The following is a 24,004-nucleotide window of genomic DNA, read 5'->3' on the forward strand; positions in this document are numbered from 1 at the left end:
GCTTCTATTGTACCCGTTGAAGTACACTCAAAAGCAAGTTTTTTTAAAAGCTTATAAAAAAAACTGACCTGCAGCATTGCAGATCAGTTTTTCTTTCTTATTCTTGGTGCTTCTTGCGTTTCCAAACGATCCAGCCGGCCCCAACGAGCATCAATGTACCTAGTCCCATCAACCATGGCTGCGGACGGTCATTGGTCCTCGGGTACCTGCTGCCAAAGGAACCTGGTGTTTGAGCATTCGGTGTGTTTGGTGTATGAGACGAATTTGGCGGAATCCGCTTATTCACGACCTGAATCTCTACCTCTTTTGGTTCTCCTGCAGCTTTTTCCGGGATCGTTACTTCATAGCGTTTGTCTTCTTTTTGATAGCCGTTTGGTGCGATCGTTTCTTTGAAATAGTACGTGCCCGGTGCCAGCTTGTCTAACTCAATCACACCGTTACGGTCGGTACCGACAGCCATTTCCAGCACATTGCTTTCTTTATCCAGCAATTGGAAAATCGCATCTCGCAGCTTGTCGCCTTCTTGATTTTCTTTCGTCAAACGCAGCTGGCCTTGGTAATTGACGAAGGTCCCAAGATCAATCACATCCGGCTGGCCTTGGTGCTGCCTGGAAATCTCAAAGTCAACAGGCTGTGTATTGATTAGATATCCTTCCGGTGCTTTGGTTTCTTTCAAACGATAGTTTCCTTGAGGAATGTCTGTGATACTGACGATTCCTTGTTCGTCCGCTGTGACTTTTGCAAAGCCTGGCACTGGATTGCCTTGCTGACTCAATAGTTCAAACTCGGCGCCAGCCAACGCTTTCCCTTCTTGATCCTGCTTGGTCAAGGTGATCTGCTGCTTGTAATTGACGAACTTGCCAAGATCCTTGACTTCTTGTTGCGGTGCAGAAGATTTGATCTCAAAATCGATCGGTTCGGTATTCACGATAAATCCATCGGAGGTCGAAACTTCTCTCAGCTCGTAATCGGCTGGAGACAATCCGGTGATCGTAATACCTCCGTCCTCATCAGAGATCAACGGTGTACTTGTCGTCACAAGCTGGCCTTCAGAATCATCCGTCACATCGTACAGTTCAAATTCAGCGCCGGCCAGCGGAGTTTGTTTGCCCTTGGTTTCGCCGACTTTCTCCATCTTGACAGTACCTTTAAAGTTGACAAAGGTGCCGACTTTCACAGCTTCTGGCTTACCTGAAGCTTCCGCTTCGATCGTAAAGACCGTGGACGGTGTTTCATTCAACATGTACCCCGGTGCTGACTCAGTCTCAACAAATCGATACTCGCCTGGTGCCAAGTTTGAAGCTGTAACAATTCCATTTGCATCGCTGACTAGCCCTTCAACGACAGAATTCCCAGCCTGATCGCCGTCTGCATAGACCACCTTGAAGGTCGCGCCTTCCAATGGATTTGGTTCTTGGTTATCGTCAGTCTTTTGCAGTAAGGCAGTCCCTTGATAATTGGTTGCGGTCAAGACTTGCTCCTCCCCGCTGGCATCAATGAATTGCGTTACGGTGTCCAAGCTGCCTTCATGGGCTGCTGGAATTACAAAGGCTGGCAGGTCTTCTGTGTTTAAAATATAGTTTTCTGGTGCCGCTTTTTCAACAAAACGGTAGGTACCAGGAGCCAATCGATCAAAGGTCACCGCACCATCTTCTTCAGTTGTCCGATCTGCTTGTCCAGCGACTGGTCCCCAGTCACCATCAGCATCCTGTACTTCCAGGTTAAAGCTTGCTCCGGCTAACAGCTGATCGCCCGCTTCATTTTGTTTGATCAATTTTGCCGAACCTTGGTAATCGGTCAGAGTTCCAGCATCGACGACTGTCGGCTCTCCATCCGCCGTTTTCACAATCGTGAACGGAACCGGTGTCGTATTGATCAAGTAGCCGCCTGGTGCATGAACTTCTACGAAGGTGTAATCACCAGGTGCTAGTTGATCCACGGTTACGATTCCTTCATCAGTGGTTTCAAAGGTTTGATCTGCTTGGACTAGTTCGCCTTGTGCATCACGAATCTCAAAGATCGCGCCTTCTAAACCTTGTCCCTCTGGATTAACTTTTTTCAGCTGAGCCGAGCCAAGGTAATTAGTCAGCATCAACGGCCCTTGTTCGTTCGATGCGACGACTGTCGGCTTGCCGCTGGCTTCTGCAGCGATCGTAAACGTCACTCTCTGTTGATTGACAAGATATTCGTCATTTTCAGTACTGACTTCCTGGAAGTAATAGCTCCCAGGTGCTAAGTCTTCAACCAACACACTTCCATCTTTATCACTTTGTGCGTCCGCCACCTTCTGATCGTCGCTAGTATAAATAGTAAAGACTGCATTGGCTAATGGGTCTCCTGCTTGAGTGGTCTTCTCTAAACGGGCACTTCCCTTATAGTTCAGGAAGCGGCCTGCGTCGACAGGCTGCGGCTTGCCTGCATTTTCTGCTTCAATGGTAAAGACTGATGATGGTTTAGTATTTAACACGTAGCCAGGTGCAGCGGCCGTTTCTGCAAATCGGTATTCTCCCGGTGCTAAGCCGACCGCAGTGACGATTCCATCCTGATTGCTCGTTAGCTTTTCTTGTCCAGAAACGGTCGCCCCTTGATTCTCTCCTGAGGCATAAATCAACTTGAAGGTCGCTTCTGCCAATGGCTGATTGTCCGCATTGGTTTTCTTTAAATGAGCAGTCCCTTGGTAATTGATCGCAGCTAATGGTTGGTTCATTGTATCGGTCGTAACAACAGGCAATGCTCCGCTGTTCGTAGCCGTGATTTCAAAAGCGGGCAGATTGGTCGTGTTCATAAGATAACCTGCTGGTGCAGCCTTTTCAACAAAACGATAGGTGCCAGGCGCCAGATTTTCCGCAGTGACCTCGCCATTTGATTGGGAGGTCATCCAATCCGCATCATCCTGATAGGCTGGAACTGTCGCCCAGTCCTGATTGCCATTTCGTTGTTCTAAGCTATACTTGGCACCAGCCAATCCATTGCCGGCTTCATCTTGCTTGGTCATACGAGCAGAGCCTTGATAGTTGGTCAATTGCAGATCGCCTTCGCTGTTCGCAGTAACCATAGCAGGTTCGCCGTCTGCTGTCTTTTCGATTGTGAAGGCTACTGGCGTGCTGTTCAAAATATAGCCTGCAGGTGCCTGCACCTCTTCAAAGGTATAGCGTCCTGGTGACAACTCATCAATCCGAACGGTTCCTTGCGGGTTCGTGGTAAATGTGGTGTCATCTTGGACCGAGCGATTGTCCTCATCGTAAATCTTGAAGACTGCACCCGGAAGACCATTGCCGTCTTGATCAACCTTTTTCAGTTCAGCTGCGCCCAAATAATTGGTCATGGCCAAAGGTCCGGCGTTATTCGCAGTCACTACTGCCGGTTTGCTGCTAGTTTCGGAAATGATCGTGAATGGAATTGTTTGACTGTTTAGGATATAGGTATCTCCTTCAGTACTTAACTCCTTGAAATAGTAATTTCCTGGAGCTAACCCGCTGGCATAGACTATTCCATTCGAATCGCTCTTCACTTCAGAGACTTTCTGATCGTCCTGAGTATAGACTCCGAAAACGGCGTCTTCAAGCGGATCGCCATTTTCTATCGTCTTCGTCAGCTCGGCGGCCCCTTGGTAGTTGACGTTGGCATCCCCAGAGATATCGATATCTAAAATGCCCGGATCACCGATTCCACTGTTCGGAACTGCAAACGGAATTTCCTGAGTATTCTTGATAAAGCCTGCTGGTGCATCCGCCTCTACAAACTTGTAAGAACCCGGTCCTAAGTCACCTGCCCGAACGTAGCCGTCCAGTTCAGAAACAAAATTGCCATCCGCATCCGCGCCATACTGCTGCGGATCGTCAACTGGCTTCCAATCCTCTCCGTCTGCTGTAAACAACTGGTATTTCGCTCCTGCTAAAGCTTCTCGTTGATTATCTCTTGGATCAGATTGTCCAAGCTTTTGGAAGCGAACATGTTCTCTGTAATTTTTCACTGGCGTTTGTTCATCGTACACCAGCTTTTCGGTTTCATCCGTGATAAAGGTTGGATTACTGCTGATCGAAGTCGGCATCGTAAAGCGAATCAATGTATCATTGATAATGAAATCGCCTGGTGCCTGGGTCTCTCTGATGGCATATGTTTCTCCGGCCTTTAAATCTTCAAAACCAAAATACCCGTCGACATCTGTGGTAACAGGATTGCCGATCGTAGTGCTTCCATCCGCTTCATACAACTGGAATTTAGCACCCGCTAATCCGACGACATCGCTGACGGTTCCATCGATTTTTCTAAAACGAGCATTGCCTAAATAATCGATCAGCGGATCGTCTTGGGTATTCAACTGAAGGGGGACAGGTGCTTGATCACTGGCGTCACCTTGAATGGTAAAGTTGAATTCTTGATTATTCACGAAATAACCATTTGGCGCAGCCACTTCTTTGACCCGGTATTTCCCAGGGATCAAATCTGTCAGATTTAATACCCCTTGATTATCGGTCTCATATCTCTTGTCTGAACGATACGCTGCGTATTCTTCAGAGTCAAAGCCGGCCCACTCAACAGAAAATTCGGCGTTTGGCAACGGATCAGCGTTTTCATCCACTTTATACAACTGAGCACTGCCGCGATAATTGGTCATCTCGATGGTGTCAGCTTCTTGATCATTCACATACACCTTGCGCTGTCCGTTCGATTCTTCGCGAACTTCAAAAGCAATTCGATTTTTATTGATCAAATACTGTAAGTTTCCATCCGTATCGGTCGGGGGTAATATCTCGTAGATCCGATACTTTCCTTCTGTTAAGTTGGTCAAATCTGTGCCACTCACAGTCGATTCAAAGCTTCGCCCAATCTGGACATAGTTGCCATCGGCATCCTGTTTCTCTACCCCGAATAAACCTCCAGAGAGCTGGGTACCATCCGCATCTTGTTTTTCAAATCGCACAGAGACGGGGTTATTTGTGATTGTCTTGACCGCACCGGCTGTCGATGAAGCCTGATTCACTGTTAGATCAATGCCATTCAATAATTCCTCACTAATGGTGTAGCCGTCAGGTGCTTCTGTTTCCTTCAACACATAGCGGAAACCATTGACCGGATCTGGATTGGTGTACACTAGGTTGCCAAAGGTAGCTTGCCCCGATTGATCCGTCGTGACTTCATAAAGCTGTTGCTCTGGGATATTTGAGTTGGCAAAAACCCGGGTTAGGGTTAGCTTAGCCCCGACTAGAACAGCTCCGTTGTTGTTTTCCTTGCGAATGGTCACCCTGCCTTTTTGGCCGACCGCGATCCCGCTGGTATTGGAGATCACCACCTGCTCCGTATGCTCCGTCCCTGGATGGGGAATTTCTCCCTGCTTTGTAGTCACATTGATGGAGTTGCTGACATTTTCTCGCTGTAAAGTAAAGTTTGGTCGGGTACTATATGTGATATAGTAAGGTTTTTCGATAAATCCGCCTTGCATTTGGCCCGCTTCTAAATAGTCCTTCGTAAAAGCAATCACCATCTGCTGCTGTCCAGTTGAATTATTGGTGATGATATTAACAGAATAATCACGCCCTCGCTGCAGCGCATCATTCGTTTGGCTGACTGTCCCATTTGCGGCTACCTGCCCCTTGCGGATTTCAATTGAATCAGAAATCAGGGTTTGGTTGCCGGAAGGATTGTCCGTGATGGTTGGTTCTACCAATAAAGATTGACTGCGATTCAGCCAAATCCCCCAGTTGATTTGAGTGGTATTTGCATCGTATTCGCCGTCTTTACTAACCGTTTCCCCGTTGTACCTAAAAGAGATCGATGCTGGAAGATTTTCTGTCGTCTCACCAATCGTTACATGGGCCGTGTTTTCATATGTTGCTTGGTCCTCAACGATCTGGCCTTGCAGGGTCGTTTTGAAAACAATTCGGTATACCATTGGTGAGCCATCAGCATCCCAACCTGGAATATCATTGTTTTTTCCAAATTCGATGTCTAACTGGTTGTTGGCATTTTCCGGATCAGTTACAGTGCCATTGCTGTAGAACTTTTCAGGTTCTTGCACATTGATATAGCCTTCTTCTTTTTGCTCTCCTGCATAGGATGCAGCAGATGTAGGGACAAATCGGCCATTCGCATCATTGATCGTTCCTCGAGTAAGCTGCAGCGAATCCTTGATGTAAACTTGATTTCCGGTGATCGGATCATTAAAGCTGAAGCCTGAAATGCCTACATTGTTGTAATTGGCAATGATCGTCCACGTGATTTCTTTGGTTTGCGGATTGTAGCTGCCTGATTTTTCGCCTTGATTGGCTTCATCTGTACTAGTTTCAAAGCCGTTATTGGACTTGGAATGGTACTCGGTATTGTTTTCTCCTGTCCAAGCCATCTCAATGCCGTTATTGTACGTCACCCGTTGCGGATTTGGCGGATTGGTCTCTGCAAACTGATTGTATTGCGTTTGATACTCCACACGGAAGCTGTCATTCGTTTTGGCATAGTCATTTACAAATTGGAAGGTAAAATACTGATACGGTGCACCTTGTACACCCTCCCCAGCAGTTCCGCCCGTCACCACACGATATTCAAAATCGGGATTGCTCGCGCTTCCGGCAATTAGCTGATTATCTAAATACATCGCACCTTTTAATGTACGGTTGTTTGTGGTATCTGTAATTTTGATCCCAAATTGATCCGTTCCACCTTCCGGATAAAACGGGACTGACGTATATCCTTCATTGGAATGTTGCAGTGTATCCTTGAATGAAGCATTGTTCAGTTCATAATTGTTACGGTTGATATCGATCGACCACTTGGCTACCTTTTCTCCTACTTCCACTATCGGACGATTTTTGATCACTGCTTGCTGACGCGGCGGCGTGATACTTGGGATCGTCGTAGTTCCTCCTGTGTCCGCAGTGTTTGTGATAACAGGATTATTTTCCCCAGAAACTACTGCGTTGACTTTTGATGAGTACTGAATATCGATCGCCTGATTTTGCTGCACCTGATCGTTAAAGGTCACAGTCAGCCGATTCGTCTCGTCACCTTCAGCGATGTTGATTGCATACGCATCAGAAGGAACCGCCTGTCCTCTCGTCACCCTGCCGTCTGTGCCAATATTCATGTAATACAAACGTACATTTTCTGGATCGATCGTCAAGTTTTTGGAGAAATTGTCCGTCACAACAGCCCCATCAACGATGCCTTTTTGCCCATAATTGTACTGGATCGTCCAATGATAAGTCTGGCTGCTCGGATCATAGCTGTTTTGCTTCTTTTCGATTAGCTTGCCGTAATCCGCGGTCACACTAGCGCTGGCTGGCAGGTCATTGAAGGTTGCATTATTAGTAAATGTCGGGTTGCCACCGGTATTTGGCTTGGCATCGTCATTAATCCGTGTCTGATAAACGATACGGTACGCTTGGTCGACCGTGCCGTTAAAGCTGATATTTCCTTGCCCGTCGACTGTATATCGGTCTGTTCCTAAAGCTGTATTACTGACCGAAGTGATGGTACCATTAAAATCGACCTGTGCTGGAAAAATTTGAACCGACTCGTAGGTCGTACCAGCTGGGAAATTCTCTGTCAATGTCGGTGCATCCAGAGAAGACAGATCCTTGTTCACATCCACTGACCAGATGATTTTTTCAGGATTTTTCTGCTTGTCAAAGTTCCCTGCCTTTGAAACAGACGTACTGGTCTCCGGTTTGATCGTTATTTCCTGTGGCGGCAAGTTATATACACTCGGGTAGATAATCTGATTTCGGCCTGGGGTGTTGATCACTCGCTGGTCAAACTGTGTTTCAAAGGTGATCATTCCTGTTTGCAATGGATCAAACTCACCCGTTTGTCCTCCATCCGTATCTGTTAATACGATATGAATCTTTTTACCTTCCTTATCAATCGTATATTGGCCCCAGATTTTATCTGGATCATTGGGATCGACTAGCGGATTGGGGCCGATACTATTAGGAATCGTTAAGGCATCTGGCAAAGGGATATCGTAGTAGTCGCCAATCTGCACTTGTGTCCGAACCGTCTCCGGCAGTGAAAAATTGACTGTTACACTACTTGATTGATTGATCGTTGCAGGATCCGGAATATTCACCTGAACACTGTCGATAAATTGGTCGCCAGGAGAATACTGATCGATCAACTCTTTAATGTCAGCAGCGGCTCGCTGCGGAGCCACTTGCTTTTTCTTCGATGATTCCGCTGTCTTTTTTGATGAATCCGTGCTGTCCTTTGTAGATTGTGCAGGTTCTTCTGAGCTGGAGATTTCCGTTGAATTCTCTGTGCTGCTAGTTGTTGACGATTCACTGTCAATAGTGGATTCTGTGGTTTCTTCACTCGTGGAGCTCGCTTCAGGTTCTTGCGGAATCTCCGCAGAAAGCTGCTGCTGATCCACGGCAGCAGTGATTTTAGTCTGTTCTTGGGTTGGTTGCAACGTCAGCAGCAATTGAACGCTAGTCTGCGTGTGGGGCTGAACAACGATCCGTAGTTGATTGGCTTGAATCGGTGTTGGCTGCAGTGGTTGTAACGGAGCCTCTTTCAGCCCATCACTGGAATCCGTGGTCGGTTCCGCGCTCAGACTGGAAATCAAGGAAGGCTCGTTGACCTTTTCGAAAGCCACTGGCTGATCACCTTCTTGAATTGCTTCCTTCACGACAACCCCTTGATCAAAAGACAGCACCTTTTCCCCGATCGCATCCTCCTGATTGCTCAGGCGAAGCTGCAGGGTTCCTTTCACTTCATTCTCTTGCGCTTCTTCTACTTCAAATTTTTCCAAATGAACAGTCTCAGCATGCGTTAATGTTTCAGCGAATACAGTCAATGGAATCAGATTTGAAAAAAGCAAAAAAAGCGTCATTATAAAATAACAAGTTTTATAGATTTTCTTCCTCATTCATGAGCCCTCCTCAAAATAATAATTTCGCACTAATTTTAGCAAAAAACCGCTTTTTATAAATTAATATGCTTAGAAAATGAGAAGAAACAAAGAATAGAAAATAAATAAAAAAAACGTCGAATACACCTCTCTAAAAGTCGATGAACATCCACTCATTTCAAGAATACAAAGAAGTCTCTCAGCACCATCTAGTAAATGTATATCCTTATGAAATACTGCTTAAAAACCACCACGCAAAAAAGCCACCTCTGTGCATGAGGTGACCTTCTTAACTATTTCTGTTTGACATCAAACCTTCTTGAATACCCCTTCCAAAACGCTGTGTGCTACTCCAGCAATCACAAAGACGATCCAACTATAGCCCCAAGAACCTGTCGTGAAGGACCAGAAGAGATATACGCAAACCACCAGCGGCCAGAAAACTTTTTCTAGGACAAAGCCGATGCTTCCCACATCCCCGTATTTTTCCCTGCGCGCATTCGGTCCCAGCTCATCATCATCAGCAACAAAATAACGTTGATTGATAAATTTATCAAAACTACTGTAATAAACCCCTCCGTAAACCAACAAGAAAACCCCTGCTGCGACAAACAAAAACATAAACGGAATGCCAAAGCCTGGATTCCAGATTCCATACATTTCGATCAAGAAAAATGGGATCAAGCTCAATACACAGAAGCAAACGCCTAAAACAATGCTGATTTGAAAGCTGCGCTGGTAGTCTTCCTTGCTTTCTTTAGCGGCACGTTGAACAGCTTTTGAAACAAATCGATCGTTTAACGGCTTGCCTTCATTTCCTAACTGCATCCCATAGAAAATGATCAGGCCAACACCCAATGCCACAAAAACAAAGAAGGATAAAAAACCGAGTCCTAATCCAAATCTTCCCGTTTCAGAAGCAATAAAGCCTGCAACAGCCAATACACATAGGGAAATTCCTAGGCTTAGACCCGAAGCACTTCGTTTCCGCTGCACCATGAACGCTAACATCTCATCAACTGTGATCGGAAACTCTTCCAACGGCTCTTCTGCTTCTTCCCCATGGGCAAATTGGAGCGCTTCCTTCAGCTCATCGACTGAACCGAACTCACTGATTATCGCACCGATCGCCTCGTGTTCGCTTTTCCCTTCCTCCCGTAAAGCCAGGTAATGATCCTCCATATTGCTTAAAAGCTCCTGCTTCGCTTTTTCGACTTCCGGCGTTTTTGGAAGCTCTAGAAATAATGTTTCTAAATAGTTTCTGATCGTGTCCATTTTCATCCCTCTTTCATGAATTGGTCAACAACCTTTTTCGTCTGCTGCCATTCGATCTTTTTTTCCTTCAAGAATGCTTTACCAAGATCGGTAATTCGATAATAGGTCCGCTTTTTCCCATGAGTGACTTCTCCAGGATAAGGCTGGATTAAACCATTCTTATCCAAGCGATTAAAGGCTGAGTACAAAGTCGTCTCTTTAATGATGTAAATCTCTTTTGTGATCTCCTTGATCCGCTTGGAAATCTCATACCCATAGGAATCTCCTTCACTCAATACCGACAAAATGATCACATCATTGTATCCGCGAATGCCGTCACTGGAAATCATTTTGCCACCTCCAAAAATTACTCCATCTATCGTTGTAATCAGTATAGCTTAATTACTACGACAGGTAAAGTACTTTATCGGAACTTTTTTCATTGCCGGAAAAAGTATTCTATGCCAAAATAAAATCAGAAAGAAGGAACGACATGCAAAAACTCGCGATCATTGGCGGTGGTATCATTGGAATGACCCTCGCCAACTATTTGAATTTAAACAAGTTTGAGGTCACACTTTATGATGAGGGGGTTGGGCAAGCGACAAAAGCCAGCGCAGGCATTATCTCCCCATGGCTTTCTAAAAGACGAAATAAACAGTGGTATGCTTTGGCAAAAGATGGCGCAGCTTTCTTCCCGAAATTGCTTCTGGACTTTTCTTTGACCCCAGACATTTATCAAAAAAGCGGTACACTGATTTTTCGCCCAGAAAACCAGCTGGATGAACTTTGGACGCTCGCCGAACTCCACAGAAAGGAAGCTCCGGAAATTGGCGAGATCTCTCATTTGTCTGCCCTAGAAGCAGCCGAAAAAATCCCGCTTCTCCGTCCTCAACCAGCTTTGATGATTTCTGGCGGCGGCCGACTGGATGGCCAAGCTTACTTGACCCATTTAAGCAATCGAGCAAAAGCTCAAGGAATGTTGATTGTTGAGCAGTCGGTTCGCTTAATTAAGGAAAACCAATTAGAGGTCGGTGGAGAATTAAAAAATTATGATCAGATCGTTTTGACTCCGGGTCCACATTTGAAACAACTGCTGTCTCCTCTGGGTTATCAAGTAGACATCCGTCCGCAAAAAGGCCAGCTCCTCGTTTTCCAGACCGACGATCCTCATACTGGACAATGGCCAGTAGCCATGCTGGAAGGCGAAGGTGATTTGATTCCCTTTGCTCGAGGGAAGGTGTTGATCGGTGCCACTCACGAAAACGAGCAAGCTTGGGATTTGGCCCCTTCAAAAATCGCCTATTCTCCACTCTTAGAAAGTCTCGCTCAGTACCTAAGGGATCCGAGTGATTTTTTGACTCACCTGACAGACGTTCGGGTGGGTACGAGAGCCTATACCTCCGACTTCTCGCCTTTCTTTGGTGCAGTGACCGATCAGCTGCTCGTTGCCAGCGGCTTGGGCTCTTCAGGTTTGACGACAGGACCTTATATCGGCTATCTGCTGGCTGATTTTCTAAATAACGGAAACAAAAAGTGGTCAAACTATCAAAAAACATTGGATCATTATATCCGTTAATAAGGAAAGAACCACTCCATTCCTACAATAGGAAAAAGGAGTGGTTCTTTGTATTTGTTCTATCTATTAAACAATAGTTGCCTGCATGGAGCGTTGTTTAGCGGTTTTCGACAGAATCGAAATCAGTTCGATCACCGTCACCAGAACAATCAATCCGCAGATGATCCATTGAATCGCCTGAGTATCGCCAGTCGAAATATAATGCAGGATATCCCCATCCGACCACGTTTGTTCCTGTAATAGGTCAATCAATTCCGAACTGAAAATGTTGCGCTGCGAGAACAAAAAAATCCAAAGTGCGCCAGAAAGCAGACTGTCTAAAACAGCCAAGAGACTCACCCGTTTCGTCCAACGACGATCAACGATTTTTTGCCCGCACGACACCAATGTCAACAGGATGCAAACGAGAGCAATTGGAAAAAGTCGGCTGGCGAATTGGTGACTGAATAAAGGCACATGACCGTTTATTGTGCCTGAGGTTGAGAACATAAAAGGCAGTTTTCCTAATGCCTCCAGAACTAAAAAGCCGCAGAAAAAACACGTGGCAATGATTTCCGCCACTGGATCGGAGATCGGAATCACTTTGCCAGTAAGGGGCTCTGGTAAGTTCTTGACTGTCCACTTCTTTTTCCTATTTGAGTCAAGCATGCCCGTCCGTTCTGCGATCACGTATCCAATCGTTACCCAAATCAAGGTCTGCATCGCTGCAGAAAGAGCATTCGAGATACTTGTTCGTGTCAATAGTTGAATTCCTTCACTGATTTGAATCCTATTTGTCTGAAATGCCTCGACACCACCATCAATGATCCCTGCAATTGCTCCGATAATCGCCATGATCGGTACCAATAGTTTCAGTAATCGAAGATAATCATTGTATACTTTCGGCGAGATTAAGTATCGTGGATTCTGACGATACTCCTCGGCTAAGACCTCGGGAGCACCCATTCTCTCCAACACCTGTTTGACCTCTTCTTCTGATGGATCGTCTGGAAGCATGTCGTAAATATTGCCTGTTAATTCTTGCTTCACCTCGTCTTGCTCATTTTCCGGTAAATGATTGATGACTGCCGCTACATATCGGTCAACCCAATTTTTCATTCCTACTCCTCCTCGTAAATCGCTTCAATACTTGCCTGCATTGCTTGCCATTCTTTCAACAAGTCTATGCGCACAGCGATCCCCATTTCGCTGACGGTATAGTATTTCCGCGGTCGACTTTCCGTCGTGTCCCAGTCACTACTCAACAAGCCCTGTTTTTCCAACCTTCTCAGCAAAGGATACAATGTATTGGCCTCGACCATCATGCCTTTGTCTTTTAGCTCCTGCAATAATGCATAACCATAATACGGCCTTTGAAAACTGCCTAAAACAGCTAGGACCAAGCTTCCTCTCTTCATTTCAGTGATGTAACTTTGTACGATATCTTTTGCGCTCATCTCATCACCTCTCAAAAAGATTATACTGTATGTCGCACAATATAGTCAATTTAACATTATTAAAACCTTCGTATTATTTCTCTTTCAAATTTGACTAACTTCCATTGCTGTCCCAGCCGCTGCAAAAAAGCCTAGAAGATTTTTTAGCCTCTAGACTTCATATCCTTATTTTTCTATTCTATTAAATGGGATAGGGCTTAGTCTCAAAAGAATCCCGCTGAACATGAATAACCCATCGATTACTAACAGCTCCTGAATACTTGGACCACCTGTGAACGGCAACGTACCTTCTTTACTTTTTCAAGCGATTCAAAAAGTTTATTCAAACGTTCTTGCATTATATATGATACCCATTCAATCGTAGCTCCCCTGAAACATATTCCCCAAGATAAACATCGGAAATGCCTTTGAACGACTGCTTCTGGACTTCGGCTGCCAGCCATTCTGCGTCCTTTTCAATCAGCTCTAGCACATCAAGATTGGCTTGTCCATCCACGATGATCGGATAACGGATATTTTCATCCCCAAATTCAATGATCGTCAGCTGCCCATTTTGTTCCAAAATTGCGCGTTTGACTTTCTCCACCTCATAGATTCCATTGCTGCGCAGCTTGAACATCAACTCATTCGCTGATATTCCATGGCTTAGACATTCCTTGACATCCACCTCGCCGTTTTGAATCAAGCTGACTGGCTTGCCGTCGATAATCAATTTAATGTATCGATTGTGTTCTTTAAGAAATTTCACCAGCATGACCAAAAAGGTCCAAATAATTAATACCAGCACAAACTGCAAAACACTGATCGAGTCATTGTAGATCACTCCTCCTATGATCCCGCCTAAAACATAATTTTGAACCGCGTCCATTGCTGAGGATGGCGCAAGATTACCTTTGCCGGAAATATTGATTTGAATGATCAAACAAATAATTCCTAAGACAAACTTGATAATCACTGGGTAATAGATTTGCATGACGTTTCTCCTTTACTGGTTGACAATAATCTGCGGATTCATCAAAAAAGTCTTACTCAATCGATACGACCCTTGATCCATACTCAGGTTGACAGTATAGTAGGCCTCATCGATTTTCACGACCACACCATCTGTCAGCTGCATTGAATTGACCAATACATCCCGTTGCGCCACATTGAATTCATTTGCTACTTCTTTGATAAAAGCCACCATCTGAGAAGACTGCGTATAGCGGCTCTTATTCTGAGAGTAATCCGAATATTGTACACCCATCATAAATAGCAAGACCAGCAGCAGCAAAATACTCAGATCCCGATACTTGGTTTGCAGCCGATGCCGCATATACAAGCTAAATACGACGATCAAAAAAATAATAGCCAGAAAAATAATGCCATATTTAATGTAGTCATTGACATTGGTTTGATTTTCAATAAAGTTGATTCCATAAAAATTCACAGTAGCCCTCCTCATCTGGAACCTGCTTGCTAGACATATACCTTTACTCTCATTCTAGCCTGTTTCTTTTTTTACGGCAAAAATCCGCTCTTGAAGCAACTCTTTTCTTGGCATTTGTTCCCCTGATAAATGAATGGCCCGATCATTGCCCAAGACCCGTTCAACGATTGCGCCCACTAATAGAGGCCGAGCTGATGGATGAATGGTCTATTTAATTGGCGCCGTTCCTGCTAGGCTGCGTGGATCGGCTCTTTAAATCAGCCACATTTTCTGCTCGCCCTGACTGGTTTGAAGCCCGACGCGATGGCGAATTGATCGAATGGCGGTACCAAAAGAAATCTTAAAAGCCTTTCCACACCGCTCCATTTTGTTTACAATAAAATCAGTGATTAATAAGGAGCTGACCTATGAAGGATTACACAAAGGAAAAACCCTTGCGGCATTTGATTGCACGCCATTGGGATGAACTAGAGATTAAAGAACGTCTGGAAACATTTGTTCAAGAGCTTAGCAATGGCGGTACTATCACTCCCTTTTTCGTTGGAGATAGTTCATCCATCGATCAGGCTCGAGAATTTTTCAAACACTTTGAAACGCGCAGAATCACTTTCCGTTATACCGCTTTTCAGCTTTTTTATAAAGTCGCAGCTGATGACGATTACAATGACTTGAGGGGGCAGCTGCTTTTCAAATTCCAAGTCGATAACTCTGAACACACCGTTCTTTTGATGATGGCACGTCTCAGGGATGCGGAAAATGTCGAATGGAAAATCGCTGATGTCCTGTGGTATGACGAGGGGATCGATTGTGCACCGCAATCACTGGATCAGCTGGAAGCGCCGAAGAAAAACGAAGAGATCTGTCTTTTAAAAACCGACATTGGAGAAATCGGGCTGCGTCTTTTTCCAGAACAAGCTCCCTTCGCTGTTAAGAATTGGATTGAGTTGGCAAAACAAGGTTTTTATGACGATACCCCCTTTGCACGAGTGATTAAGGAATTTGTGATTCAAGGCGGTGCATTGGATGGCTCTGGAGAGGAAGCTGTTTCTAGTTATGATGGTTATTTTGAAGATGAAGTGGATCGAGGGTTGTATCACTTCAACGGTGCATGCGCGTTAGGCAATCACGGTCCTCACACGAATGGCAATCAGTTTTTTATCGTACAAAACACGAAGGTCGATGCGGACATCTTGCCTCAGCTTTCCCTACCTGAAAACGTGAAGGAAATGTATTTATCGTTAGGCGGACTGCCTGAATTAGATGGCCGATATACCGTTTTTGGTCAAGTTTTCCGAGGTTTGGACGTAGTCGCAGCAATCGCTGATCAGCCGACCAACAGTGAGGATGCCCCCTTGCAGGCTCCTGTAAAAATACGTTCAATCCAGTTTATCATTAGTTGAAAAAAGACTGTGACAGAAGCGGTCATTTCCTTTTATACAGTTTTTAAAGAGGCTGTGACAGTGATGTCACAGCCTCATTCTTAATAAATAAATGTTTTCCCACACGTAATTACTGGCAAATGCGGCACTGTCTGCGCCAGATAATTAGCCAGATGATACATTTCCTCTGGTTCAGGAGAAGCAATCTCTGGCAGTGGATACTCTCGTCCCAGCTTTCGATAACTAGGCAAACCATACTTGTGATAAGGCAGCAATTCCAGAGTTGCCAAACGATCCAAATCGCACGCAAAGCAAGCGATCCGCAACAACTCCAAACGATCCATATTGATCGTCGGAATCACGGGGACCCGAATGCGGATTTCGCATTGTTTGAAATCTCTGGCAAAACGCTGAATATTTTTCAAAATCAGCTGATTAGAATGCCCAGTCCATTCCCGATGTTTTTCTTTTGTCAGCATTTTTACGTCAACGAACACTACATCCAAATATTCCGCTACTTTTTGGAGCGCTTCATACGGTACACAAAAACTGCTTTCGATCGCTGTATTGATTCCCAAATATTTGGAGCGTTTCAATACCTCTCGTACAAAATCTGCTTGCAACAGCGCTTCCCCACCGCTGATCGTGACACCTCCATTGGAATGGAAGTGCAGGACGGAATCCTTTTCAATCTCATCGATCACTTCATCCACAGTCATGCGCATGCCGTATTCTCTTTCTAAATCTATTTCCTGTGATTCTGGCGTGGAGCACCATGCACAGCGCAATGGACAGCCCTTTAGATAAATGACCGTCCGCATCCCTTCCCCATCATGCAAAGCTCCTTGTTCTATTCTTAATATCGTTCCTTGCATGGTTCACCTGCTACTAGGCCGGCTTTTGGTGTGCGGCCGATAATTTCATCTTGGACATGCTTATCTAGTTCTACAAAATAAGCTGTATAACCTGCTACTCGAATCAATAATCCTTGGTACTCTTCCGGATATTTTTGTGCCCTCAGCAACGTATCTCGATCAATGATATGAATGAAGACATGAAAAATCCCCAATGTACAGATTGATTTCAGCAGTACCATTAATTGCGCTATTCCTTGCTCGTGCTGAATCAATTCTGGGTCCACTTTCATATTCATTAAGGTCCCCTGAACAAAGCGGTCATGTGGAATTTGTGCAGCCGATTGCAAGATGCCGCTCGATCCACCCAGATCGGTTCCCACGCTTGGAGTGATTCCGTCCGCCAACGGTGTTCCTGCTTTTCTCCCAGAAGGCAATGCTCCTACAAAGAGGCCAGAAAGAATATTGCCGGTCACAGGCAATATTCCTGCGGTCATTTTGCCGAATTTGCTGTGGTACTGTTCGATTTCATCTGCAATAAAAACAAACATCTCACTCGTCAGTTCATGAACGCGCTGATCCGCATTGCCATATTTCGGCGCTTTTTGACACAACTCAAGAATGTCTTCGTACCCTTCAAAATCATGTGCCAAGGCCATAAGCAGCGTATCCATAGTAAATGCCTTTTCTTGATAGACTAGGGTTTGAACGGCAACGAGAGTATTGATTAAATCAGCAACCCCCACAGAAGTGATACCATTTCCGCAATTGTATTTCGCACCACCCTGAGAATAATCCAAGCCGCGTTCAATACATTCCTTGTGGCTTAATGACAAGACAGGGACCGGTCGTTTCAACGAAATTTCATCGATGACATGGCTTCCCTGCACACAGACCTTGATCACATAAGAAAGCTGCTGCTTGACTGCCTCTTTAAAGGCTTCAAAATCCGCAAAGCTTCGCGGATCGCCAGTCTCGGGAGTGAGACGTTGTCCGCTTGCTCGATCAATGCCATTGGTCAGGGTCAATTCACACACACTGCCTAGATTGATGTCTGCCAAAGACGTGTATTGCTTCATCCGTCCCTCCAAATTCGTTTCCACACAGCCGCAAGGGTTCCAATCGTAGGCTTCCTTCAAGGGAACACCTTTGTTCATCATCATACGGATACCAATATCATCATTGTGAAAAGCCGGAAAACCCATCCCTAATTGCATCAGTTCAACGACCTTGCGTAAAAAGCGGTTCGGATTTTTAGCTAGATTATAGCGTATAGATAATGATGGTTGAAACAACTGAACCTCGACAGCCGCTTGAATAATCATGTACGACAGTTCATTGACGGCATCTTGCCCCAATTGGTTGATGCCTCCAACGCAGACATTTTGCAGCATCGGATAGCCAGCAACAAATTGAGCAGTGGCAGCATCTTGAAAAATGCAGGTTTCATTAAATTTGATCCATAAGCAATCCAACAGCTCCTGTGCCTGATCGGGTGTCAAGCGTTCCTCGGCAAGGTCCTTTTGCAGATAAGGATATAGATACTGGTCCATTCGTCCTGGGTTATAGCTTTGAGCGTTTTGTTCCATAAATAAAGCCATATGATAGAAATAAACCGCTTGCAGTGCTTCATGGAACGACACCGCAGGATATTTGGGAACATGGCGGCAAACATTAGCGATCATCAATAGTTCTTGTTTTCTCTTCGGGTCATTTTCTTGGTCGGCAAGTCGAATCGCTTCCTCAGCATATCGGTCTGCTAAAATCTCCAACCCCTCGATCGCGATCAAAAGCGCATTCAAATAGTCATTGGTTTCAAAAGCACCTGGATCTGTCATAATCAATCCTCGCTTCTTTTGATTGATCGTCTCCTTGATGCCCTCAAGCCCTTCACGCAGTATCTGCTTGTAGCCGGCAGTCACATCGCCAAAGCCGCGAGCGACTTTTTTATCGATCTGGATCACACCTGCATCTCGCAAGATTTTCGTTTGCGGCGGAATTCGTTTTTGCCAAGCCTCATAGACAGAACGTCCTTGCCAATACGGTTGGATTTCTGATAAGAACAACGCCCGATCTTCTTCGCGCAATTGAAACGGGTCATTCTCTCTTTGGCTGATCGTGTCCAACTCGTCCGCTAAGATCGTCCAACAAGTATCTACACTGATCAAGCCGCCGCGCAGTTTACTGCCAGGACAACCGACGATCAGCTCGTCGTTGAAGATCTCGATAGTTTTCTCCCGACACTGTGCCCGGAATGCCTTGGCTTTTTGTATGACCACTGCTTCTCCATCTGTCTCACGAAACACCTGTGTTAAAATCCGCGCATTTTCAAGATCGATCTCGGGCTGCACACTGCGGAGGGCAGCTTTTCGCGCTTCAATTCGATTAAAGTACATTTTTCTCAACTGGGATCCTCCATTCTTTCACTCCTGAAAATCACCTTCAGCTTTATTCTACTCTCAATGATTAGGAAACACAAAGTTTTCAATCGGTTTTTGTTAATTTTTATTAACTAAACGGATATTTTTTCGCAATAAATAACTTATATAGAAGGATGAATTTCGACAATATGATTTATAATGCCAATGTTTTTGATATTATCAAAAATTATACTTGTTGATAACTTTTAAAAATAATAATATGGACTCTTGTTGAATAATGGTGGATGGACAACGCTATTTTAGCTGAAGCTTTATCTTCGATTCCTCGATCGGCTGACTTAAAAATTCACCGAATCCCAATTAGGCAGCCCTCGTCTATAAAAAAATGAAGAGAACATAGATTCAATGAGAGCTATTCTCATTCTCATTTGTTTGATTTATCACAAAGCTTGAATTTTTTTTGATATAATTGCATTAAAATACAGATGTTTTTGAAACATAGCGAAAGCAAGTTGTGTCCCAGAGTTAACGAGTAAGAAAGGAGGAGCCATAAGCAAATGAGTATTGAGACAGCATTTGAATTTATCGAAACAGAAAGCCAATACCAAGAGTTTCAAGAGCGGCTCGAACAATTAAAAGGACAGCGCGGCAATCAAATGCCTGCCTTGCAAGAGGTGCAGCGGATCTATGGGTATTTACCAATCGAGGTTTTGAAAAGGGTTTCAATCGAACTGAGCATTCCGCTAGAAGAACTTTACAGTACTGCCACCTTCTATTCCCAGTTTTCTTTTGTTCCTAAAGGAGAGTATACGATCAGTGTATGCATGGGAACGGCCTGTTACGTGAAAGGAGCCGGTGATATTTTAGACTCTTACGCAACAGAGCTGAATATCAACCCGGGAGAAACTACTGCCGACCGCAAGTTCACCTTAGAATCTTGTCGGTGCATCGGCGCCTGCGGTCTAGCACCCGTTTTGACAGTCAACGAAGAAGTTTTCGGGCGTTTAACCAAGAAAAAAGCCGATAAGGTGCTGGTGACTTTCCAAAAAAGAGAATAACTTTCCACGTTGCTGTTTGACATTCTAAAAAGAATCGATGCCCTTTCTAGAATGGTTTTTGAAGTGAACTGTTGTCGAATGAAGCCTCAAAAGTCAGGAGTAAAACTATGAAAGATTGGAATGAGCTAACGAAGCTAAAAGACGCTTATCGTCAGTCTGTCCTCATGCGGATGGACGATGAACAAGCCGAAGAAAATCAATACGAGAAGGAAATTCTAGTCTGTGCGGGGACAGGCTGTATCTCCTCTAAAAGCGGTGAATTTGTAGACACGCTAAAAGAAGAATTGGCAAAAAACGAGTTGACAGATAAAGTCAACATCGTCAAGACCGGTTGTTTCGGTCTCTGTGCACAAGGACCTATTGTAATCATTTATCCAGAGGGTGTCTTTTACCACCAAGTCCAACCAAAACATGCTAAGAAAATCGTTTCGGAGCATTTGGTTAAAGGAAATTTGGTCGAAAAATTGTTGTATCATGATAGCGATACCAAAGAAGTCATCAACAAACTAATGGACACACCGTTCTATCATAAACAGCGCCGAGTAGCTTTGCGCAACTGCGGGCGAATCGACCCAGAGAAGATCGAAGAATATATTGCTTTCGGCGGATATCAGGCACTGGCAAAAGTCTTGAACAATTATTCTCGTGATGACGTGCTTGAAACACTGAAGGTCTCCGGACTGCGGGGACGCGGCGGCGCAGGCTTCCCAACCTTTATGAAATGGTCTTTCGCAAAGGCAAGCCAGTCCGACCAAAAATATGTGATTTGCAACGCGGATGAAGGCGATCCAGGAGCCTTTATGGACCGTTCTGTACTAGAAGGTGATCCTCATGCGGTGATCGAGGCGATGGCAATCGCCGGCTATACGATCGGCGCCAACCAAGGCTACATCTATGTTCGAGCAGAATATCCGATCGCTGTGAATCGCTTGCAGATTGCCATTGACCAGGCGCGCAAGGAAGGCCTGCTAGGTCAGCATATCTTAGGCAGCGGCTTCTCTTTTGATCTTGATCTGCGCTTAGGAGCAGGAGCCTTTGTCTGTGGTGAAGAAACTGCCTTATTGGAAAGTATCGAAGGACACCGCGGCGAACCGCGGCCACGTCCCCCATTCCCTGCCGTTAAAGGACTATTTGGCAAACCGACCATCGTCAACAATGTCGAAACGTATGCCAATATCCCTCAAATTATCAATAAAGGGCCGGAATGGTTTGCTACGATGGGAACTGAAAAATCCAAAGGAACCAAAGTATTTGCCCTGGGTGGAAAAATTCAAAATACCGGATTAGTGGAGATTCCGATGGGGACGACCTTGCGAGAGATCGTAGAAGACATCGGCGGAGGAATTCCAGACGGGAAGAAATTCAAAGCAGCTCAGACCGGCGGACCTTCCGGCGGTTGTATCCCAGAAGAGCATTATGATGTACCGATCGATTACGAAAATCTAAAGGAGATCGGCTCGATGATGGGCTCTGGCGGATTGATCGTTATGGATGAGGACAATTGTATGGTGGACATCGCCAAATTCTTCCTCGAATTCACCGTTGAAGAAAGCTGTGGAAAGTGTGTTCCATGCCGTGTTGGAACAAAACGCTTATTGGAGATTTTAGACAAAATCACCATGGGAAAAGCGACATTGGATGACTTGGATCGCATGGAAGAACTGTGTTATCACATTCAAGAAAATTCGCTTTGTGGATTGGGACAAACAGCACCAAATCCTGTACTTTCAACCCTACGCTATTTCAAAGATGAATATTTAGCCCATGTAGAAGAACGTCGCTGTCCTTCTGGTGTTTGCAAGAACCTGATCCAATACCGAATCCTGCCAGATAAATGTACCGGCTGCAGAGCTTGTGCGAAAAACTGTCCAGTGAGTGCGATTAGCGGCGAAGTCAAGCAAGTCCACGAAATCGACCAAGCAATCTGTACCAAATGCGGTTTATGTATTGACACTTGTCGTTATGATGCGATCACGGTTATTTAGGAGGTGGAGCAAGTGAAAGAAGTTATGATCACGATCAATGGAAAAATTTGTACTGCTCCAGAAGGCTCGACCATTCTTGAAGCAGCCCGCATCAACAATATTGAAATCCCTACCCTATGCTATTTGAAAGAAATCAACGAAATCGGCGCATGCCGAATGTGTGTCGTGGAGGTTAAAGGGGCTCGCAGTCTGGTGACCGCCTGTGTCTACCCAATCAGTGAAGGAATGGAGATCACTACCAATTCTCAAAAAGTCTTCAATTCACGCAAGTTGAGTTTGGAGCTGATTCTTTCGACACACGAAAGGAAATGTCTGTCTTGTATCCGCAGTGGTAATTGCGAGCTGCAAAAACTTTGTAAAGAGTTCAACGTCGACGACGAAGATTACTTCAACGGCGAAAATTGCGAATACGAATTTGACGACAGTGCCGTACACATGGTCCGCAACAACAATAAATGTATTCTTTGCCGCCGTTGCGTAGCGGTTTGTTCGAAGTGGCAATCTGTTGGGGTAATCGGCCCGAACAATCGCGGCTTCAACACCCATATTGGCAGTGCTTATGAACAAAATCTAGGTGATGTACCATGTATCTCTTGCGGCCAATGTATCGTGGTCTGCCCGACTGGAGCGATTCACGAGAAAGACCAGACGCAAGAAGTTTGGGACGCATTGGAGGATCCGACAAAACACGTGATTGTACAAACCGCCCCTTCTATTCGAGTAACACTGGGCGAAGCCTTCCATATGCCGATCGGCTCCAACGTAGAGGGAAAAATGGTGGCCGCCTTGCGTAGAATAGGCTTTGATCGCGTGTTCGATACCAACGTGGCTGCAGACTTCACCATTATGGAAGAAGCCAATGAATTCTTGGAACGCGTTGAAAACAATGGACCATTCCCAATGTTTACCTCCTGTTCACCAGGATGGGTCAAATATTGCGAGTCTTATCATCCAGAATTGATTCCAAACCTGTCCACCTGTAAATCGCCGCAGCAAATGTTTGGCGCTTTGGCAAAAACATGGTATGCGGAAAAAGAAGGCATCGATCCGAAAGACATTTTTGTTGTGGGTATCATGCCATGTACAGCTAAGAAATTTGAAGTAACACGAGAAGATGAAGCAGCCGCAGGCTATTCGGATTGCGATGTCGCCTTGACGACACGTGAATTGGCCAGAATGATCGATAAAGCCGGCGTTCGATTTGTCGAGCTGGAGGATGAATCCTTCGACAACCCATTGGGTGAAGCAACTGGAGCAGGCTACATCTTTGGTGCAACTGGTGGTGTAATGGAAGCGGCACTGCGGACTGCAGCAGAAACACTGGCAGGCCATTCATTGGAGCAAGTCGAATTTACAGAAGTTCGCGGCATGTCCGGAATCAAGGAAGCTACTTATGAAATGAGCGGTGCAACAGTCAATGTCGCTGTAGCCTCTGGCATCAGCAACGCCAAAAAACTAATCGAAAAAATCCAGGCCGGAGAAGCCTTCTATCACTTTGTAGAGATCATGGGTTGTCCTGGCGGCTGTATCAATGGCGGCGGACAACCGGTCCAACCCGCTTCAGTGCGAAACTTTGTTGACCTGAAAACCAAACGAGCAGCAGCACTTTATGCAGAGGACAAGGACAAAGGACTGCGAAAATCCAACGAAAATCCAATCGTTCAAAAAATCTATCAAGAATTTTTGGACAAACCAGGGAGCTTAAAAGCACACCATATTTTGCATACCAGCTACCGGGATCGATCAGAAATTGAAATTTCTTAAGCCAATTGAATGTTCACAAAACAAGGCTGGATCACTCATC

Annotated in this window: 14 protein-coding genes; 5 read left to right on the top strand and 9 right to left on the bottom strand. The window is 45.1% G+C overall.

Translation table 11 applies throughout. From position 1 onward, the window contains the following. Positions 1-97: 97 nt before the first annotated feature. The 3 genes from NRIC_RS17385 to NRIC_RS17395 all read right to left on the bottom strand — a co-directional run bounded on the left by NRIC_RS17385 (position 98) and on the right by NRIC_RS17395 (position 10,449). Positions 98-8,863: an LPXTG cell wall anchor domain-containing protein gene (locus tag NRIC_RS17385; protein ID WP_146623983.1), complete on the bottom strand. Its 8,766-nt coding sequence runs from the start codon at positions 8,861-8,863 to the stop codon at positions 98-100. A 291-nt stretch (positions 8,864-9,154) separates the two neighbouring features. Next, positions 9,155-10,120, bottom strand: a complete 966-nt coding sequence (locus NRIC_RS17390; protein ID WP_146623984.1) for a permease prefix domain 1-containing protein — start codon at positions 10,118-10,120, stop codon at positions 9,155-9,157. Between the two features lie 2 nt (positions 10,121-10,122). Beyond that, the gene (locus NRIC_RS17395) at positions 10,123-10,449 is read right to left on the bottom strand and encodes a PadR family transcriptional regulator (protein WP_146623985.1); all 327 of its coding nucleotides are present in this window, start codon (positions 10,447-10,449) and stop codon (positions 10,123-10,125) included. A 143-nt stretch (positions 10,450-10,592) separates the two neighbouring features. Here NRIC_RS17395 and NRIC_RS17400 point away from each other — a divergent pair, with 143 nt between their 5' ends. Beyond that, a complete protein-coding gene (locus tag NRIC_RS17400; RefSeq protein WP_146623986.1) occupies positions 10,593-11,678 on the top strand; it encodes an NAD(P)/FAD-dependent oxidoreductase in 1,086 nt (361 codons plus the stop codon). 66 nt (positions 11,679-11,744) lie between these two features. Here the strand turns inward: NRIC_RS17400 and NRIC_RS17405 are convergent, their stop codons facing one another. The 4 genes from NRIC_RS17405 to NRIC_RS17420 all read right to left on the bottom strand — a co-directional run bounded on the left by NRIC_RS17405 (position 11,745) and on the right by NRIC_RS17420 (position 14,543). Beyond that, a complete protein-coding gene (locus tag NRIC_RS17405) occupies positions 11,745-12,776 on the bottom strand; it encodes an HAAS signaling domain-containing protein (RefSeq protein ID WP_146623987.1) in 1,032 nt (343 codons plus the stop codon). Positions 12,777-12,778: 2 nt separating this feature from the next. Further along, positions 12,779-13,114, bottom strand: a complete 336-nt coding sequence (locus tag NRIC_RS17410) for a PadR family transcriptional regulator (RefSeq protein ID WP_146623988.1) — start codon at positions 13,112-13,114, stop codon at positions 12,779-12,781. A gap of 337 nt (positions 13,115-13,451) precedes the next feature. After that, entirely contained in the window at positions 13,452-14,087 is a 636-nt protein-coding gene (locus tag NRIC_RS17415) for a DUF421 domain-containing protein (RefSeq protein ID WP_146623989.1), read from the bottom strand. Positions 14,088-14,099: 12 nt separating this feature from the next. Further along, positions 14,100-14,543, bottom strand: coding sequence for a DUF3290 domain-containing protein (locus tag NRIC_RS17420; protein WP_146623990.1), 444 nt, complete (start codon positions 14,541-14,543; stop codon positions 14,100-14,102). A 407-nt stretch (positions 14,544-14,950) separates the two neighbouring features. On the opposite strand from NRIC_RS17420, the gene NRIC_RS17425 reads away from it, so the two are divergent. Continuing rightward, complete coding sequence (locus NRIC_RS17425; RefSeq protein WP_146623991.1) at positions 14,951-15,943, top strand: peptidylprolyl isomerase; 993 nt, start codon at positions 14,951-14,953, stop codon at positions 15,941-15,943. An 80-nt stretch (positions 15,944-16,023) separates the two neighbouring features. Here NRIC_RS17425 and NRIC_RS17430 read toward each other — a convergent pair whose 3' ends face one another. Both NRIC_RS17430 and NRIC_RS17435 read right to left on the bottom strand, forming a co-directional pair. Next, positions 16,024-16,797, bottom strand: a complete 774-nt coding sequence (locus NRIC_RS17430) for a glycyl-radical enzyme activating protein (RefSeq protein WP_146623992.1) — start codon at positions 16,795-16,797, stop codon at positions 16,024-16,026. Further along, complete coding sequence (locus NRIC_RS17435; protein WP_146624020.1) at positions 16,779-19,172, bottom strand: glycyl radical protein; 2,394 nt, start codon at positions 19,170-19,172, stop codon at positions 16,779-16,781. The genes NRIC_RS17430 and NRIC_RS17435 overlap by 19 nt, the downstream gene beginning before the upstream one ends. A 542-nt stretch (positions 19,173-19,714) precedes the next feature. Between NRIC_RS17435 and NRIC_RS17440 the strand changes: the two genes are divergently transcribed. From NRIC_RS17440 to NRIC_RS17450, 3 genes are all read left to right on the top strand, one after another. Continuing rightward, positions 19,715-20,215: an NADH-quinone oxidoreductase subunit NuoE family protein gene (locus tag NRIC_RS17440; RefSeq protein ID WP_146623993.1), complete on the top strand. Its 501-nt coding sequence runs from the start codon at positions 19,715-19,717 to the stop codon at positions 20,213-20,215. A 107-nt stretch (positions 20,216-20,322) separates the two neighbouring features. Then, the gene (gene nuoF, locus NRIC_RS17445) at positions 20,323-22,200 is read left to right on the top strand and encodes an NADH-quinone oxidoreductase subunit NuoF (protein ID WP_227873848.1); all 1,878 of its coding nucleotides are present in this window, start codon (positions 20,323-20,325) and stop codon (positions 22,198-22,200) included. Between the two features lie 12 nt (positions 22,201-22,212). Further along, positions 22,213-23,964 (top strand): NADH-dependent [FeFe] hydrogenase, group A6, encoded by a 1,752-nt coding sequence (locus tag NRIC_RS17450; protein WP_146623994.1) that lies wholly within the window; start codon positions 22,213-22,215, stop codon positions 23,962-23,964. Positions 23,965-24,004: the final 40 nt, after the last annotated feature.

Origin of the sequence: Enterococcus florum, assembly GCF_004309355.1 — a bacterium.
Taxonomy (GTDB): domain Bacteria; phylum Bacillota; class Bacilli; order Lactobacillales; family Enterococcaceae; genus Enterococcus_A; species Enterococcus_A florum.